Consider the following 16,204-nt stretch of genomic DNA (forward strand, 5'->3'; position numbering starts at 1 on the left):
TCGCAACGCGGCTGGCCCACCCCTGACCCCTCCCGCCTGCGGGAGGGGAGATCACACCGCCGCGCGCATCAGCCGGTCGTTGATAGCAGCGCCCAGCCCATCTTGCGGGATCGCGGCGACCGCGATCTTGGTCTTTGCGCTCGCCGCCCCCGCGTGCAGCGCATCGAACAGCCGCGCCGCCGCCTCGGTCAGGTCGCCCGCGGCGCTCAGCTGGTAATCGCCCAAGACCCGGCCGAAGCCGATTCCATATTCGTCCGGCGCAAAACCCGTCGCGCCCAGCCGCACCGGCTTGCCCGGCGCATAATGGCTCGCGAGCATCCCCGGCGCGACGATCTCCGATCCTGCGACCCCGGCCACCAGCAACCCCGAAGCCTCGGCCAGCATATCAGCCGTCACCGGCCCCGGTCGCAGCACCTCCACGGCATCGTCCTTCACCCGCACGATCGTCGATTCGACCCCCGCGCTCGTCGGCCCATCGTCGATCACCAGCGCGATCCGCCCGTCCAAGGTCGCGAGCACATGCTCCGCCTTGGTCGGGCTCACCCCGCCGCTCGCATTGGCGCTCGGCGCCGCCAGTGGCGCGCCGCTCTCCGCCATCAAGGCCTGCATCGCACGATGCCCCGGCACACGCAGTGCGATCGTATCGAGCCCCGCCGTCGCGATGCTCGCCACCGGGCAATCGGCGGTCCGCGGCACCACCAGGGTCAGCGGCCCGGGCCAGAAATGCGTCGCCAGCGCGCGTTCGACCGCGCCGAAAACCCCCAGCTTTTCCGCCGCTTCCAGCCCCGGCACATGCACGATCAGCGGGTTGAAATCGGGCCGGCCCTTGGCGGCATAGATGCGCGCCACCGCCGCCGCATTGCGCGCATCGGCGGCAAGCCCGTAGACCGTCTCGGTCGGCACCGCGACCGGCCACCCCTCCCCGACGAGCCCCCCGGCGCGCGCGATTGCCTCCGCCGAGAAAGCGCGGGTATCGGTCGCGAAAAGCGGTGTTGTTTGACCCTCGGCCATGCCGCGCTATAGCGCCGCCACCTGTGGAATCATCCCTAAAAGGGGAGCCGTGCCTTGACCTATACGCCGCCGACCACCGAACAGCTTTTTGTCCTGAACCATATCGCGCGCGTCGACGCGATGGCGCAGCATGAGCGTTTCGCCGATGCGACCCCCGACATGGTCGAGGCGATCGTCACCGGCATCGGCGAATTCGCGGCCGAGGTCTATGCGCCGCTCAACCGCGTCGGCGACGTGAACAACCCCAAGTGGCAAGACGGCAAGGTCACCATGCCTCCGGGCTTCAAGGAAGCGTATCAGGCGTTCGTCGATGCCGGCTGGGGCAGCATCGACGGCCCCGTCGAATATGGCGGCCAAGGACTGCCCTTCACCCTCGCGACGGTGATCATCGAGGCGCTCGGCACCGCCGACATGGGCTTCACCCTCTGCAACATCCTCACCCCCGGCGCGATCCACGCGCTGATGGCCTATGGCACCGAGGAACAGCGGCAGACGTGGCTCCCCAAGCTCGTGTCGGGTGCGTGGAACGGCACGATGAACCTGACCGAGCCCGCCGCGGGCAGCGACGTCGGCGCGCTGCGCTCGACCGCCGAAAAACTGACCGAGGGCGAGAACGCCGGCCTGTACCGGATCAAGGGGCAGAAGATCTTCATCACCTTCGGCGAGCACGACCTCACCGACAATATCGTCCACCTCGTCCTCGCGCGCACCCCCGGCGCGCCCGAGGGAACGCGCGGCATCTCGCTGTTCCTCGTCCCCAAATACCGCCTCGACGCCGCTGGCAATCCGACGATCTCGAACGGCGTCCATTGCGCGTCGATCGAGCACAAGCTCGGCATCCACGGCTCTCCGACCGCGGTGATGGTCTATGGGGAGGGAGAAGACTGCCTAGGCGAAATAGTGGGCGACGAAATGGGCGGCATGCGCGCGATGTTCGTGATGATGAACAACGCCCGCCTGATGGTCGGCTGCCAGGGCGTACAGATCGCCGAGCGCGCGACGCAGCAGGCGCAAAGCTTCGCCGCCGAGCGCGTCCAGTCGGCACTCGCGGGCTCGCCCGACCGCAATCCGGTGACGATCGACCGGCACCCTGACGTCCGCCGCATGCTGTGGCGGATGCGCGCCCAGACCGAGGCCGCGCGCGCGCTCATCTATTATGCGTCGGCGCAGACCGACTTCGGCAAATTGGGCGACGAGGCCGCCGCGATGCGCGCCGAAATCCTGATCCCGCTGGCCAAGGCGCACGCCACCGACATCGGCTGCGAGGTCGCCAGCCTCGGCATCCAGGTCCATGGCGGCATGGGCTTCATTGAGGAAACCGGCGCCGCGCAGCATTATCGCGACGCGCGCATCGCCCCGATCTATGAGGGCACCAACGGCATTCAGGCGGCGGATCTGGTCGGACGCAAGCTCGGCATGGCAGGAGGCGACCTCGTCCGCGCACTCATCGACGATATCGCGCAGGGTGCGGCGGATTTCCCCGAGTTGCAGCAACTCGTCGACTCGTGCCGCGCAGTCACCGACTGGCTGGTCAGCGCGAATACCGGCGACCGTCTTGCGGGCAGCTATCCCTATCTCACCATGCTTTCGACCGCGACCTGCGGCTGGCTGATGGCGCTCCAGCATAAGGCGGCCAAGACCGCACTCGACGAAGGCAATGGCGACGCCGCCTTCCTCGAAGCCAAGATCGCCTCGACGCGGTTCTACCTCCAGCAGATCGTTCCGGCCGCCACCGGCCTGGCGCCATCCGCGCTGGCGGGCGATGCGGCGCTTCCGGCGCTCGGCTGAGCGCCCGGAAAACCGCAAGCTTTTCTTCATGATTAACGCGATGATAACCATCGCACACTAGGCACGCACGGTAACCGCTGGAGACGTGCGCGCGTGCCATTGATAGTCAACAGGATGATCGTCAGCTGGCGCACACTCGGGCTTGCGCTGCTGCTCAGCATCATCGTGGGCATTTCGGGCGCGGGCGAGGTTCCCGACCGGATGATCGCGATGGCGACCAGCCGGCTCGGCGACCGGCCGGTTTCGGGCGATATCGTCATCGTCGCGCTCGACGACCGCACGCTCGGCCAGACGCCGGGCGGCGAATTTTCAATGACCCAATATGGCGAGGTCGTGAGCGCGATCGACAAGGCCGGCGCGAAGCGCGTCTTCCTCGATTTCTATTTCGACCGCCGCGAATCCGACCCCGATTTCTCGAAACTGACCGAAGCGGTGCGCAAACTGGGCAATCGCGCGGTGCTCGCGGTCGCGACCAAGTCGATGCCCGGCACCGACCGCAGCCGTTCGATCTTCCCCAATCCCGCCTTCGGCGAACAGGCGCAACTTGCCAGCATCGCCTGGGATTATGAATTCTGGCAGGTCTGGAACGTCCCGATCACCTACCTCGCCGACGGCCGCAAGCTGCCGAGTTTCGCTTCGCTGCTGGCGAACAAGAGTTCGCCCGAGCCGAAGATGTTCCGCCTCGACTTCTCCTACGACACCGGCAGCATCCCGCAATATGGCGCCGCCGACCTGCTCGCGGGACGCGTGGGCGCGGCACAGCTCAGGGGCAAGGACGTCATCTTCGCGCCCACGGCGTCCACCTTCCAGGACGCGCATTATCTCCCCGGCCACGACCTCGTGCCCGGGGCCTATATCCATCTGATCGGCGGCGAGACGCTGAAGCGCGGCAATCCGGTCGATATCGGCTGGATGCCCGCGCTTGCGCTGATGGCACTCACCCTCTTCGTCGCGCTGCTGCCGCGCTTCCAGCGCTGGTACGCGCCGACCGCGATCGCTGCGGTCGGGATCGCGGTCGTCGGCAAGGTGCTGCTCGCGACCCTGCTTGTGACCAGCTCGATCGGCGCCGCGCTCTTCTTCGTCGCCGCGGTCAGCGCCAATGTGTCGCGCAAACGCCGCCGCGCCTCGGCGCAGCGCGAGAATCCCGTCTCGGGCCTACCCAATTTCGAGGCGCTGCGCGCACAGGCCGCTTTCGGCAGCGCGACGGTCATCGCCGCGAAACTGGTCAACTTCGAGGATCTGGCGGCGTTCCTTCCCGGCCAGGGCAGCCAGCAGCTCGTCGACCAGGTCGCGCGCCGGCTAACATTGGCCTGCCACGGCACCCAGCTCCACCACGATCTCGACGGTACCTTCGCCTGGCTCGTGCCCTATTATCAGCACAGCCAGATCGAGGGGCATCTCGCGGGTCTCGCCGCGCTGTTCAACGCGCCGCTAACGATCGGCGAGCTGCGCGTCGACGTCGCGATCGCCTTCGGGGTCAACGACGAGTTCGAGGGCTCGAACGCGCAGCGCCTCGCTGCGGCGCTCGTGGCGGCCGAGCGTGCGATCCGCACCCGAGCCCTCTGGACCAAATATTCGCCGCGGCAAAAGGAAGACGCGGGCTGGCAGCTCTCCTTCCACTCGCAGCTCGAGGACGCGCTCACCGGCGGCGACATCTGGGTCGCCTTCCAGCCGCAATACGACATCCGCACCCGCGCGCTCGTCGGGGTCGAGGCGCTCGCGCGCTGGACGCACCCGACGCGCGGCCCGATCCCGCCCGACGAGTTCATCGTCCAGGCCGAAAAGAGCCAGGACATCTACCGCCTCACGCTGTTCGTTATGGACCAGGCGATCCGTTCCGCGGCACAGCTGCAGGAACGCGGGCTCAAGATCCATATGTCAGTGAACCTGTCGGCGACGCTGCTCGACCATGCCGACCTGGTCGGCACGATCCGCGTGATGCTCACCGCGCATCATCTCCCGCCCGAGATGCTGACGATCGAAATCACCGAAACGGCCCAGATCGAAAACAGCCGCCAGGCGCGCCAGACCCTCGCACAACTTCGCCGCGCGGGCATCCGCCTGTCGATCGACGATTATGGCACCGGCCAGTCGAACCTCGAATATCTGACCGAGATCGAGGCAGACGAAATCAAGATCGACAAGCGATTCGTGATGACCATGCGCGATTCGCAGCGCAACTTCGAAGTGGTTAAGTCCACCATCGATCTGGCGCACCGACTGGGCGCCGTCGCGGTCGCCGAGGGTATCGAGGATGCCCCCACAATGGCGTTGCTCGAAGAACTCGGCTGCGATGTTGGCCAAGGCTATCATCTTGGCAAACCGCAACTATTTTCCGAACTCGCCGCCTCGATCAGCGCCGCACCCCACAGCCGCACCGCCTAATCGTTACCAAAATGGTACCAAAGTTAGTTAAGACTCGATTTACCACGCCTGTTAGGGTATACGCTCCGTTAACTGCTCTGCATGGGCAGTCATGCAGTTGCATCTAGGAGACGTCCGATGGGTTGGTTTTGGCGTTGGATGGGCGGCGGCGGCACCGGTAGCGGTGGCGGTCAAGCCTGATCCGAAAACGAAATAGAGAAAGGGCCTCGGCATAGCCGGGGCCTTTTTTCATTTGTGGGTCTGGAAAGCGGCTAACCGCCCGACCGCACGCGGAGCCGATGGTGCCGCGACCGCTTCGCTTCCCATGATTTGCTTGCCCGTGGGCAGCTCCGGCCGGGAGATATCCTGAAGGAAACGCCCGGCCCCCGAAGGACCTGCCTCCGAGGGCCGGGCGCCCGGCATCGTCACCTCACGCTTTCACCCGGCGACTTCGGTCACCAGCCCCGCGCCGACGGTCTTGCCGCCTTCGCGGATGGCGAAGCGCACGCCCGGTTCGATACCGACAGCGCGGCTCAGTTCGAAGCCGACCTCGACCTGCGAGCCGGGCTCCACGACCGCGCCGTCATTGGTGTGGATCGCGCCCGTGACATTGGTCACGCCGAAGAAGAATTGCGGCCGATAGCCGCTGGCGAACGGCGTGTGCCGGCCGCCTTCCTCCTTCGACAGCACGAAGACCTGCGCCTTGCCCCGCGCGTGCGCCTTGATGGCACCCACGGCGCTCAGCACCTGTCCGCGTTCGACGTCGTCGCGCTTGAGACCGCGCAGCAGCAGTCCCACGTTCATGCCGGCGCGCGCCTCCGGAACATCCTTCCGGAAGGCCTGCGTGCCGGTCACGACCAGCGCGACGCCCTCATTGTCGACCCCGACGATCTCCACCGCGTCGCCGACGCGCACGATGCCGCGCTCGACCCGGCCGGAAACGACCGTGCCGCGGCCCGGGATCGTGTGGACGCCCTCGATCGGCATCAGGAACGGGCTGTCGACATCCCGGACCGGGTCCGGAATATGCGCGTCGAGCGCCGCGACCAGATCGACGATCGCCTGGACGGACGGATCGCCAAGATCGCCGCGCGCCACCGCCTCGAGCGCACCGAGCGCGCTACCGAAGACGAACGGCGTATCGGCATAGCCCTGACGGGCGAGCAACTCGCCCGTCTCGAGTTCGATCAGCGCGACCATGTCCGCACGGTCTTCGACCGCAACCGCATCCATCTTGTTCACGAACACGACGATGTGGCGAACATTCACCTGCCGTGCGAGCAGGATATGCTCGATCGTCTGCTTCGCCGCGCCTTGCGTCGCGTCGACGAGCAGAATCGCGCCGTCCATCTGCGACGCGCCGGTGATCATATTCTTCACATAGTCGGCGTGACCCGGACAATCGATGTGGGCATAGTGTCGGCTCTCCGACTCATATTCCACATGGCTGGTGTTGATCGTGATCCCGCGGGCCCGTTCCTCGGGGGCCTTGTCGATCTGATCGAACGCCAGCGCCTTGCCGCCGAGCCGGGCCGCCTGGACCTGCGTGATCGCGGCGGTCAGCGTCGTCTTGCCATGGTCGACATGACCGATGGTTCCAACATTCACATGCGTTTTGATAGGCATTTTAACCTCCTGCCTATTGTGGGCGCCGCCTGAACCGGGATGGCCAATCCCGATCCAGGCGGCCATTGGCATTGGCGCGCCAATTCGGTGTGGACCGCGGGGGCAGCCCGAAACAAAAAAGAGCCCACCGGACGGGACCGGCGGGCTCGTGCTGTTCGAGTGTCCGGGTCCCTTTCGGCGGCCCCCGGCGGATGTGCCTGGGGCGTCAGCTCGCAAATCGCCAAGCGCGATCGGCGCGCGGTGCGGCGCACAGTTCGGTGCTAGCGATGGTCAACGTCGTGCGGGTCATGGTCCCGGCTCCTTGTTCGTCGGCGCGGGAAAAGCGCCCAATAAAAACCCTGAAAGGTCGGGCCTTCCAGGGTCATCGGACGCAGGGAGGCCTTTCGCCTCCTCGAAATCGAGAGGCGGATCAGAAATCGATATAATAAAGCGCGGCGGCGGCCCCGGCCGTCGCATTCAGCGCTGCTTGTTTCTGGTCCACGATCAAATTGCTCCGTCTTAAAACGTCGACGGCACATAGCGACCTCGCCCGCCGTTTTCAAGCGATCAGCTTGGCAATGAGAGCGAGCACTCCGGGATGTCGCGAAATGCATGTCACCGGCTGGCTGGGGCGGCAGGATTCGAACCTGCGCATGGCGGCATCAAAAGCCGCTGCCTTACCGCTTGGCGACGCCCCAACGGCCGGTGCGAGCGCGTCTATAGCGCGCGCCCGATGAATGGCAAGTTGGTGTAGGCCCTTAAAGCCGCGTCACCCAACCGTGCGGATCGGCGGCGCGGCCGCGCTGGATGTCGACCAGCTTGTCCTTGAGCTTCGTCGTCACCTGTCCGGGCCCGCCCGCGCCGATGGTGAAGCTGCTCTCCCCCCGCGTCACCCTGCCGACCGGGGTCACCACCGCGGCGGTGCCGCAGGCGAAGCTTTCGGTCAGCTTGCCGCTCTCCGCATCGGCCTGCCACTGGTCGATCGCATAGGGTTCCTCGCGCACCGTCAGCCCGGCGTCGCGGGCCAGCGTGATGATCGCGTCGCGCGTGATGCCGGGCAGGATCGTTCCCGTCAGCGGCGGGGTGACGATGCTGCCGTCGTCGAACACGAAGAACATGTTCATGCCGCCCAGTTCCTCGATCCAGCGATGCTCGGCGGCGTCGAGGAAGACGACCTGGTCGTGCCCTTTGGCGATCGCCTCGCGCTGCGCGACGAGGCTCGAGGCGTAGTTGCCCCCGCATTTGGCGGCGCCGGTGCCGCCCGGCGCGGCGCGGGTATAATCTTCCGAAACCCACAGCGAGATCGCGGGGGCGCCCGACTTGAAATAATTGCCGACAGGCGAGGTGATCACGAGGAAATGATATTCGGCCGCGGGCTTCACGCCCAGGAACACCTCGCTCGCGAACATGAAGGGGCGCAGGTACAGCGCGCCGCCATCGACCGGCGGGAACCAGTGCGCGTCCGCGGCGACGGCTTCCTTCACCGCGGCGATGAACAATCCCTCGGGCAGTTCGGCCATCGCCATGCGGCGTGCGCTGGCGTTGAAGCGCGCGGCGTTTGCCTCGACACGAAACAAGGCCATCGACCCGTCGTCGAGCCGGTACGCCTTCAGCCCCTCGAAGATTTCCTGCGCATAATGGAGCACTGCGGTCGCGGGATCGAGCGTCAGCGGGCCGCGCGGCATCACCTGCGCATCGTGCCAGCCCTTCCCCTCCGAATAGCGGATCGAGACCATATGGTCGGTGAAGACGCGTCCGAAAACGGGGTCCGCGATCGCCGCCGCGCGTACCTCGTCCGCGACCTTGCTGGGGTGCGGCAGGTGGGTGAAGGCGGATGCGGACATGCGGTAGGCCTACTCGGTCGGGGGTGAATCACGCGCGCCTCTTGCCAAAGCCGGGCGCGGCGCGCAACGGTAGTGACTATGCCGAACGATAATTTTCTTTCACAAGTTCCCGGCGCCTCTGCTCTTTTCTTGCGCGAGGCCGAGGTGCGCCGCGGCATCGAATATCTGTTTTTCGCGCATGGATCGCTGTGGCGAGCGGTCGATGCGCGGCTCGCCGAACAGGGGCTCGGGCGCGCGCATTACCGCGCGCTCTACTTCATCGCGCGCCAGCCCGGGCTCACCATTTCCGACCTGCTCGCGCTGCTCGGCATCACCAAACAATCGCTCGGGCGCGTGATCAAGGACCTCGAGGCGCGCGCGATGCTTGCGACGCGCCCGGGCAACCGCGACCGGCGGCAGAAGGAATTGCGGCTCACTGAGGAGGGACGCGCGATCGAAGCGGCGGTTTTCGCGCTGATGCGCGACGCGATGAGCCGCGCCTATACGCAAGCGGGCCAGGCGGCGGTGACCGGATTCTGGCAGGTCAGCGAGGCGCTGCTGCCGCCGCGCGAACGCGGGAGGGTGGCCAAGCTCGGCGAGGCCTAGCCCTCGCCCCGCGCGATATCGGCGAGCTCGCGCCCGCGGTCGCGCGCCGCGCGCAATACATTGGTCATCAGCGCAACGAGCTGCCCGCCCTCGTCGAGGATATCGAGCCCCGCCTGCGTCGTGCCGCCCTTGCTCGCGACCTGCGCCACCAGCACGCCCGGCTTTTCGCCGCTGTCGGCGAGCAGCGCGGTCGACCCGCCGAAGGTCGCGGTCGCGAGCTTCAGCGCATCCTCGCTGGGCAGGCCGAGACGTTCGCCCGCCGCGGCATAGGCCTCGATCAGGCGAAAGACGAAGGCCGGGCCGCTGCCGGTGAAGGCGGTGACCAGATCCATCGTCGAATCATCATCGAGCGGCACGACCTGCCCCAGCGGCGTCAGCAGGCCATCGATCGCCTTCGCGTCGGCACGGCCGAGGCTGGCGAACGCCGTCACCCCGGCGCCGATCCGCGCCGCGAGGTTGGGCAGGATACGCACCTGCGCGCGCGCATTCGGGAAGCGCGCGGCGAGGTCGGTCAAAGACACGCCCGCCAGGATCGAGAGCAGATGGACATCGTCGGCGACCACCGCGCCGAGTTCGCCGGCGACCTCGCCCAGCTGCTGCGGCTTCATGCCCAGCATGATCCAGTCGGCGCTGCCGCCCGCCGCCTGCCATTCGGCGAGCGCGGCATAGTGCGCGATGCCTTCGCGCGGCGCCGCGAAAGGATCGACGATCGCGACCTGCGCCGGGTCGAGCCCCGCGACCAGCCAGCGATCGAGCATCGCCCCCGCCATATTGCCGCAGCCGACCAGCAGCAGCCGGCCGGAAAAGTTCCGCAAAGTCTTCGCCATGATTCCTACTTCGTCCCTAGCGGCAGCTGCTCTCCGGACCCGAAAGCAGGTCCAGGCAGCGGCCATCGATCTTGGTCGCATCGACCGGCAGGCCGATCAGCGACGCCAGCGTCGGCATGATGTCGACCGTCATCACCGCATTGGGCTGTTCGAAACCCGCCAGCCCCTTGCGCCAGAAGAGGATCGGCACGCGCCGGTCATAATCCCACACCGACCCGTGCGTCGCGACATAACCCATGTCGGGTTCGGGGATCGGCGTCACGCGCGGTTTCAGCGCGATGATGAAATCGCCCGATCGCTGCGGATTGTACGACGCGCGAAGCTTGTCCATCAGCGTCCACACGTCGGGCGAGCGCTTCGATACCGGATGCGCCGCCAGCTCCTCGGCGGTGACCACCGCCTCGATCTGCGGATGCGCGCGCAGCCGCGGCAGGATCTCGGCGAGCGCGGCCTTGCGCTGCGCCGGGGTCAGCGCCTTGGACAGATAATAGTCGCCGCCGTCGCCGAGCAGCAGCGGCTGCGGCAGCCCCAGCTTGACCGCGACCTCCTTGCCCAGTTCGGCGGGGTCGAGCTTCGGGTCGACGCGCTGCGCGTCGGGCCAGGCGTTCTGGCGGTTGCGCTCGGGCAGGTCGTGGCCGCCATGGTCGGCGGTCAGCGCGACGGCATAGTCGATCCCCGCCGCGTCGAGCCGCGCGAAGAAATCGCCGAGCTCGCGGTCGAGCCCCATCATCTGCAGGCACATCTCGCTACCCTCGGTGCCGGTGCTGTGGCCGACATAGTCGGTCGCGGCGAGGCCGAGGATGAGCAGGTCGGTGCCGCTGCCCTCGCCCATCTTGCGCACCTGGCGCAGCGCCGCCGCGGTCGCCAGCACCGCGCCATCGGCCTCGGGCGAGGCCATGAAACGGCGGAAGTCGCCGGCATCGCGCGCCATCCGGCCGGTGCCGACGGTCGCGCCCTTGGCGCCGAAGGGGATGGCGATGTCATGCGCGGCGCAATCGGCGGGCAGCGTCAGCGCCGGGCGTGGCTGCGCGATTGCGGCGGCGATGGCGGCGCCAGCCTGCGTTGCGGTCGGCGACAGCGTCGTGCCGCGGTACGAGGTGAGGCCTTTGGGGTCGAGCCACATCAGTTCGTCAGCCTGGTGCCCGCCCATCATGATCGCCGAGCGGTCCTTGCCGGACACCGACACGACCTGCGCCCTGGGATCGCGCGCCTTCATCAGGTCGCCGAGCGTCGGGACGAGCAGATGCTTCACCGACGCCGCATATTTGCCATTGCCCGAGCTGGTGCCCGCGACGCTCTCGTCCTCGGCGCAATAGATGCGCTTGTCCTCGCGGCCGGCCGACAGGTCGAAATAATGATTGGCGACGATGCCCGTGCGCGCGGGGTGGCTGCCGGTCAGGATCGTCGAATGGCCGGGGCAGGTCTCGGTCGCGCCGTGCGACTGATAGCCCGACGGGAAGACCGCGCCCGAGGAAAGCCGCGCGAGCCCGCCGGTAAAATGCTCGCGATATTCGGCGAACAGGTCGGCCGAAAACTGGTCGACCGCGATCATCACGATCAGCTTGGGCGCCGGGGTCTGCGCCGTGACCTTCGGCGCGGGCGCGGCCGCCGGCTGCGCCAGCGCGGCGCCGGTAGCGGTCAGCGACAGGGTGGCGGCGAGGGCAAGAGTGAGGCGTTTGATCGTCACGGGCGTCGTCTCCGATGCAGGGCGCGTCAGCGCGGGCTGTCCTCTCGACGAAAGCCGCCTATATGGCAAGCCTTGAACGATGGATGGACATGGCTCGGGCATGGATCGCGGTAGGGACGCTTTTGTGACAGGCCTTTGGCGCGGCCTGCTGGCGATATTGGCACTGATGGCCTTGTCGTTCGCCCCCGCGCGCGCGCAGTCCGTGAACATCACGCCGCAGCTGGTCGCCGAATCGGCGGCGCCCGCGCCCGGCCAGACCTCCACGCTCGCACTCGCCATGACCCCGGCCAAGGGCTGGCACGGCTATTGGATCAACGGCGGCGACGCCGGGTTCGGGATGAGCGTCGAATGGAACGCGCCCGAGGGCGTCACCGTCGCGCCCTTCCGCTATCCGGTGCCCGAGGCGCTGACGCTCTTCGGCATGATGAACCATGTCTATGAGCATCCCTATGCGCTGCTCGCCGATGTCAGCGTCGACAAGAGCGTAGCGCCGGGGACCGACCTGACGCTCTCGGGGGTCGCCGAGTGGCTCGCCTGTACCGACAAGATCTGCGTGCCCGAAAAGGCGGTGATCTCGGTCAAGCTGACCGCCGGCGACGGCGCGGTCGCCCCGGCGACGCGCGCACAGTTCGACGGCTGGCGCGCACGCCTGCCGCAGCCGCTCGACCGCACAGGCGCGTGGCAGCGGCGCGGCGACACCGTGCGCTTCGAAATCCCGCTGCCCCGCGGCGTCGCGATCGAGGCGCCGCACCTGTTCCTCGAAACCCCCGAGTTGATCGACTATGCCGCGCCGCAGGCGATCAGCCGCAACGGCGACTGGGTGGTCGTCGAGACGCGCGCGAACGGCGAGGCCGCGGGTCCGGTGGCCGCGCTGCTCAAGCTGGCCGACGGCCGCGGTCTCGCGGTCAAGTTCGAGCCCGGCGCGGTGCGCGCAGCAGGCGAACCGCTGACCCCGCCCGCCAAGGGCGTCGACCTCGCGCTCTTCTGGACCGCGCTCGGCGGCGCGATCCTCGGCGGGCTGATCCTCAACCTGATGCCGTGCGTTTTCCCGATCCTGAGCCTCAAGGCGCTCAGCCTCGCGCGTTCGGGCGGCAATGCCCGCGAAGCGAAGGTCGAAGCGCTCGCTTTTACCGCAGGCGCGGTGCTCGTCAGCCTCGCGCTCGGCGGCGGGCTGCTGGCGCTACGCGCGGCGGGCGAGCAGGTCGGCTGGGCGTTTCAGTTGCAGCATCCGCTGAGCGTCCTCATCCTGCTGCTGCTCGCGGTCGCGATCACCCTCAACCTGCTCGGCACTTATGAACTGCCGTCCTTTGGCGGCGGACAGAAGCTCGCCGGTCAGGGCGGCGCGGCAGGCGGCTTCTGGACTGGGGCGCTCGCCGCTTTCGTCGCGACCCCGTGCAGCGGCCCTTTGCTCGGCGCTGCGCTCGGCGCGACGCTGGTGCTGCCGGCCTGGGCCGCACTACCGATCTTCGGCGGCCTGGGGCTGGGGCTCGCCCTGCCCTTCCTCGCCGTCGGCTTCATCCCCGCGCTCCGCAACCGCCTGCCCAAGCCCGGTGCTTGGATGGCGACCTTCCGCAAATGGATGGCACTGCCGATGGGGCTCACGGCGACGGCACTGGTCTGGTTGCTTTGGCGTCAGGCAGGTTTCTGGGGGCTGACCTATGCTTTGATCCTGACGCTATCCATGATTGTCCTCGCCCTGCTCTATGGCCGGTTGCAGGCGGGCAAGGCGCGGTCATGGGGAGTTATCGCGGCGATTATCGTGATCGCACTCGTCGCCGTGCGCGCCAACGCCGACCTGGCTGCAGCGCATCGATACGACACCGGGGCGCCGGACGCGTCGTCGCCGCCCTATTCCGACGCCGCACTGGCGCGTGCGCGCGCCACCGGCAAGCCCGTCTTCGTCTATTTCACCGCCGACTGGTGCCTGTCGTGCAAGGCCAACGAGGCCGGTGCGATCAACCGCGAAGCCGTTCAGCAGGCGTTCGAGAAAAAGGGCGTCGTCACCCTCGTCGGCGACTGGACCAATGGCGATCCGATGATCACCCGCACCCTCGCCGAGCATGGCCGCAACAGCGTGCCGCTCTACCTCTGGTACGCGCCCGGCGCCGCCAGCCCCGAAATCCTGCCGCAGATCCTGACCCCCTCGATGCTCACCGAGCTGGCCGCGCGCTGATGGCGAAGCTCCGCGCCGACCAGCTGCTCGTCGACCGCGGCCTCGCCGAGAGCCGGACGCGCGCGCAGGCGCTGATCCTTGCCGGGCTCGCCTTCACGGGCGACCGCAAGATCGACAAGGCGGGGCAGCAGCTTCCCGAGGACGCCGACATCAGCGTCAAGGGCCGCGACCATCCCTGGGTCTCGCGCGGCGGGATTAAGCTCGACCATGCGCTCATACGTCTCGGCTGGGACGTCACCGGCGCGGTCGCGATCGATGTCGGGTCTTCGACGGGCGGTTTTACCGACGTGCTGCTGAGCCGCGGCGTGCGCTGCGTCTACGCGGTAGATTCGGGCACCAACCAGCTCGCGTGGAAGCTGCGGCAGGATGCGCGCGTGATCGTCCACGAACAGACGAGCGCGCGCATCCTGACGCCCGCGCATATTCCCGAACCGATCGACCTGATCGTCTGCGACGCGAGCTTCATCGCGCTGTCGAAGGTGCTGCCGGTCCCGATGTCCTTCGCGAAACCCGGCGCACGCATGGTCGCGCTGATCAAGCCGCAGTTCGAGGCCGAACGCGGCGAGGTCGGGAAGAAGGGCGTAGTGCGCGACCCCGCAGTGCACGAACGCGTCTGCGGCACGGTGCGCATATGGCTGGAGGGCGAAGGCTGGGCAGTCGCCGACCTGGTCGAAAGTCCGATCACCGGGCCCGAGGGCAATGTCGAATTCCTGATCGCGGCGACCAAAGCAGCCGCTTGACGCTGCGCCGCACAATCGCGACACGAATGCAACGGATTCGCAGGTGGGGAATATTGCGGACATGACCGAGATCGCTACGCCGGGCCAGCTACGCATGTCCTATCTCCGCTGGGCGCTGTTCACCGTCCCCGCGATCGTCCTGCTCGGCAGCCTGTCGGGCTTGCTCTCCAACAGCGGTTACAACAATCGCTGGTTCGCGTCGCTCGACCTGCCCGCGATCACGCCGCCGGGATGGGTGTTCGGCACTGTGTGGCCAATCCTCTACGTTCTGCTCGGCCTGTCGCTTGCGATGGTGCTCCACGCGCGCGGCGCGAAGGGGCGCGGGATGGCCTTGACGCTCTTCTTCGTCCAGCTGATTGCCAATTTCGGCTGGTCCCCGCTCTTCTTTGGTGCGCACCAAGTCACCACCGCCTTCTACCTGATCGTCTTCATCCTGCTGATGACGATCGCCACCGCCTTCGCCTTCGCGCCGATCCGCAGGGCCGCGGCGTGGCTGCTCGTGCCCTATATGGTCTGGCTCAGCTTCGCCGCGATCCTCAATTTCCAGATCGACCAGCGCAATCCCGATGCCGAAACCCTTGCCCCCGCCGCGGCGAGCACCCAGATAAGGTGACGGCAAGGGTTTTTGGGGCTCGCCCCACAAAGGAAGTGACGAACATGCAGAGCGAAAACCGCTTTTTCGACGATCTGGCCAAGATGATCAACGGCGTCGCGGGCACCGTCGCCGGCGCCGGCCGCGAGGCCGAGGCCGCGATGCGCGAGCGCGCGAAGGAATTCGTCGGCCGTATGGATTTCGTCAGCCGCGAGGAATTCGAGGCGGTGAAGCAAATGGCCGCGACCGCGCGTGCCGAGGCCGAAGCGCTCAAGGCCCGCCTCGACAAGCTGGAGGGCGCCGCGGCACCGAAGGCCGCGGCGGTCAAGACTCCCGCCGGCAAGCCCGCGGCGAGGCCTGCATCGCTGCGCAAGCCCAAGGCCTGACGCAGCGACTCGCCACCTTGCGCGTTTCCCGCTAAAGGCGCGCGCATGAGCGACGATATCTACGACGACGAAGACGGCCAGGACGCCGCGCCGATGGAAATGCTGGCGTCCTATTTCGCCGCGCACGACTGGCCGCACGAGATGGTCGGCGAGGACGAGATCGTCGCGACCGCGCAGGGCAGCTGGACGACCTATGAGCTGCGCGCCGTGTGGCGCGCCGACGACGGCGTCATCCAGCTGCTCGCCTTTCCCGACATCCGCGTCGTCGAGGACAAGCGCGCCGTCGCGCACGAGGCGCTGGCGCTGATCAACGAACAGCTCTGGCTCGGCCATTTCGAACTCTGGTCGAACAGCGGCACGATATTGTTCCGCCACGGCATGCTGCTCGGCAGCGACGCCGCGCTGCCGCTCGACCTCACCGAGACGCTGATCGAGAGCGCGATCGACGAATGCGAGCGCTTCTACCCGGTGTTCCAGTTCGTGCTTTGGGGCGGCAAATCGCCCGCCGAAGCGCTGGCTGCCTCGCTTATCGAAACGCGCGGCGAAGCCTAGACCTTCCCCTATTCCGTTCGTGTCGAGCGAAGTCGAGACACGTGAAGGCG

General features: G+C 67.4%; 13 protein-coding genes and 1 tRNA gene. 8 read left to right on the forward strand and 6 right to left on the reverse strand.

All coding sequences use genetic code 11. The annotated features are described in order from the left end of the window. Positions 1 to 51 precede the first annotated feature (51 nt). The gene (locus tag BWQ93_RS11840) at positions 52 to 1,011 is read right to left on the reverse strand and encodes an L-threonylcarbamoyladenylate synthase (protein ID WP_077030729.1); all 960 of its coding nucleotides are present in this window, start codon (positions 1,009 to 1,011) and stop codon (positions 52 to 54) included. A gap of 54 nt (positions 1,012 to 1,065) precedes the next feature. On the opposite strand from BWQ93_RS11840, the gene BWQ93_RS11845 reads away from it, so the two are divergent. Both BWQ93_RS11845 and BWQ93_RS11850 read left to right on the forward strand, forming a co-directional pair. Next, the gene (locus BWQ93_RS11845; protein ID WP_077030730.1) at positions 1,066 to 2,799 is read left to right on the forward strand and encodes an acyl-CoA dehydrogenase; all 1,734 of its coding nucleotides are present in this window, start codon (positions 1,066 to 1,068) and stop codon (positions 2,797 to 2,799) included. A gap of 114 nt (positions 2,800 to 2,913) precedes the next feature. Then, on the forward strand, positions 2,914 to 5,184 hold the full coding sequence (locus BWQ93_RS11850; protein WP_232314600.1) for an EAL domain-containing protein: 2,271 nt from the start codon (positions 2,914 to 2,916) through the stop codon (positions 5,182 to 5,184). Between the two features lie 417 nt (positions 5,185 to 5,601). Here BWQ93_RS11850 and tuf read toward each other — a convergent pair whose 3' ends face one another. From tuf to BWQ93_RS11865, 3 genes are all read right to left on the reverse strand, one after another. Continuing rightward, complete coding sequence (tuf, locus tag BWQ93_RS11855) at positions 5,602 to 6,789, reverse strand: elongation factor Tu (RefSeq protein ID WP_077030732.1); 1,188 nt, start codon at positions 6,787 to 6,789, stop codon at positions 5,602 to 5,604. A 602-nt stretch (positions 6,790 to 7,391) separates the two neighbouring features. After that, positions 7,392 to 7,466 (reverse strand) — tRNA-Gln (locus BWQ93_RS11860). 60 nt (positions 7,467 to 7,526) lie between these two features. Further along, positions 7,527 to 8,612: a branched-chain amino acid aminotransferase gene (locus tag BWQ93_RS11865; RefSeq protein ID WP_077030733.1), complete on the reverse strand. Its 1,086-nt coding sequence runs from the start codon at positions 8,610 to 8,612 to the stop codon at positions 7,527 to 7,529. Between the two features lie 78 nt (positions 8,613 to 8,690). Here BWQ93_RS11865 and BWQ93_RS11870 point away from each other — a divergent pair, with 78 nt between their 5' ends. Beyond that, positions 8,691 to 9,197 carry a MarR family winged helix-turn-helix transcriptional regulator gene (locus BWQ93_RS11870; protein WP_077030734.1) on the forward strand — a complete coding sequence of 169 codons (507 nt, stop codon included), beginning with the start codon at positions 8,691 to 8,693 and terminating at the stop codon, positions 9,195 to 9,197. On the opposite strand, the gene proC is transcribed toward BWQ93_RS11870, so the two are convergent. Both proC and BWQ93_RS11880 read right to left on the reverse strand, forming a co-directional pair. Next, positions 9,194 to 10,024 (reverse strand): pyrroline-5-carboxylate reductase, encoded by an 831-nt coding sequence (gene proC / locus BWQ93_RS11875; protein ID WP_077030735.1) that lies wholly within the window; start codon positions 10,022 to 10,024, stop codon positions 9,194 to 9,196. The two genes, BWQ93_RS11870 and proC, sit on opposite strands and share 4 nt — an antisense overlap. A 16-nt stretch (positions 10,025 to 10,040) precedes the next feature. Then, positions 10,041 to 11,711 (reverse strand): alkaline phosphatase family protein, encoded by a 1,671-nt coding sequence (locus BWQ93_RS11880; protein ID WP_443029339.1) that lies wholly within the window; start codon positions 11,709 to 11,711, stop codon positions 10,041 to 10,043. A gap of 100 nt (positions 11,712 to 11,811) precedes the next feature. On the opposite strand from BWQ93_RS11880, the gene BWQ93_RS11885 reads away from it, so the two are divergent. From BWQ93_RS11885 to BWQ93_RS11905, 5 genes are all read left to right on the forward strand, one after another. Continuing rightward, the gene (locus BWQ93_RS11885) at positions 11,812 to 13,884 is read left to right on the forward strand and encodes a protein-disulfide reductase DsbD family protein (RefSeq protein ID WP_077030736.1); all 2,073 of its coding nucleotides are present in this window, start codon (positions 11,812 to 11,814) and stop codon (positions 13,882 to 13,884) included. Beyond that, positions 13,884 to 14,624, forward strand: a complete 741-nt coding sequence (locus tag BWQ93_RS11890) for a TlyA family RNA methyltransferase (protein ID WP_077030737.1) — start codon at positions 13,884 to 13,886, stop codon at positions 14,622 to 14,624. The genes BWQ93_RS11885 and BWQ93_RS11890 overlap by 1 nt, the downstream gene beginning before the upstream one ends. Positions 14,625 to 14,685: 61 nt before the next feature. Beyond that, positions 14,686 to 15,237 (forward strand): TspO/MBR family protein, encoded by a 552-nt coding sequence (locus BWQ93_RS11895; RefSeq protein WP_077030738.1) that lies wholly within the window; start codon positions 14,686 to 14,688, stop codon positions 15,235 to 15,237. A 44-nt stretch (positions 15,238 to 15,281) separates the two neighbouring features. After that, positions 15,282 to 15,602, forward strand: coding sequence for an accessory factor UbiK family protein (locus BWQ93_RS11900; protein WP_077030739.1), 321 nt, complete (start codon positions 15,282 to 15,284; stop codon positions 15,600 to 15,602). A 45-nt stretch (positions 15,603 to 15,647) separates the two neighbouring features. Next, positions 15,648 to 16,154 (forward strand): YbjN domain-containing protein, encoded by a 507-nt coding sequence (locus BWQ93_RS11905; protein ID WP_058809715.1) that lies wholly within the window; start codon positions 15,648 to 15,650, stop codon positions 16,152 to 16,154. Positions 16,155 to 16,204 lie beyond the last annotated feature (50 nt).

It is taken from the genome of Sphingopyxis sp. QXT-31 (genome assembly GCF_001984035.1).
GTDB lineage: Bacteria > Pseudomonadota > Alphaproteobacteria > Sphingomonadales > Sphingomonadaceae > Sphingopyxis.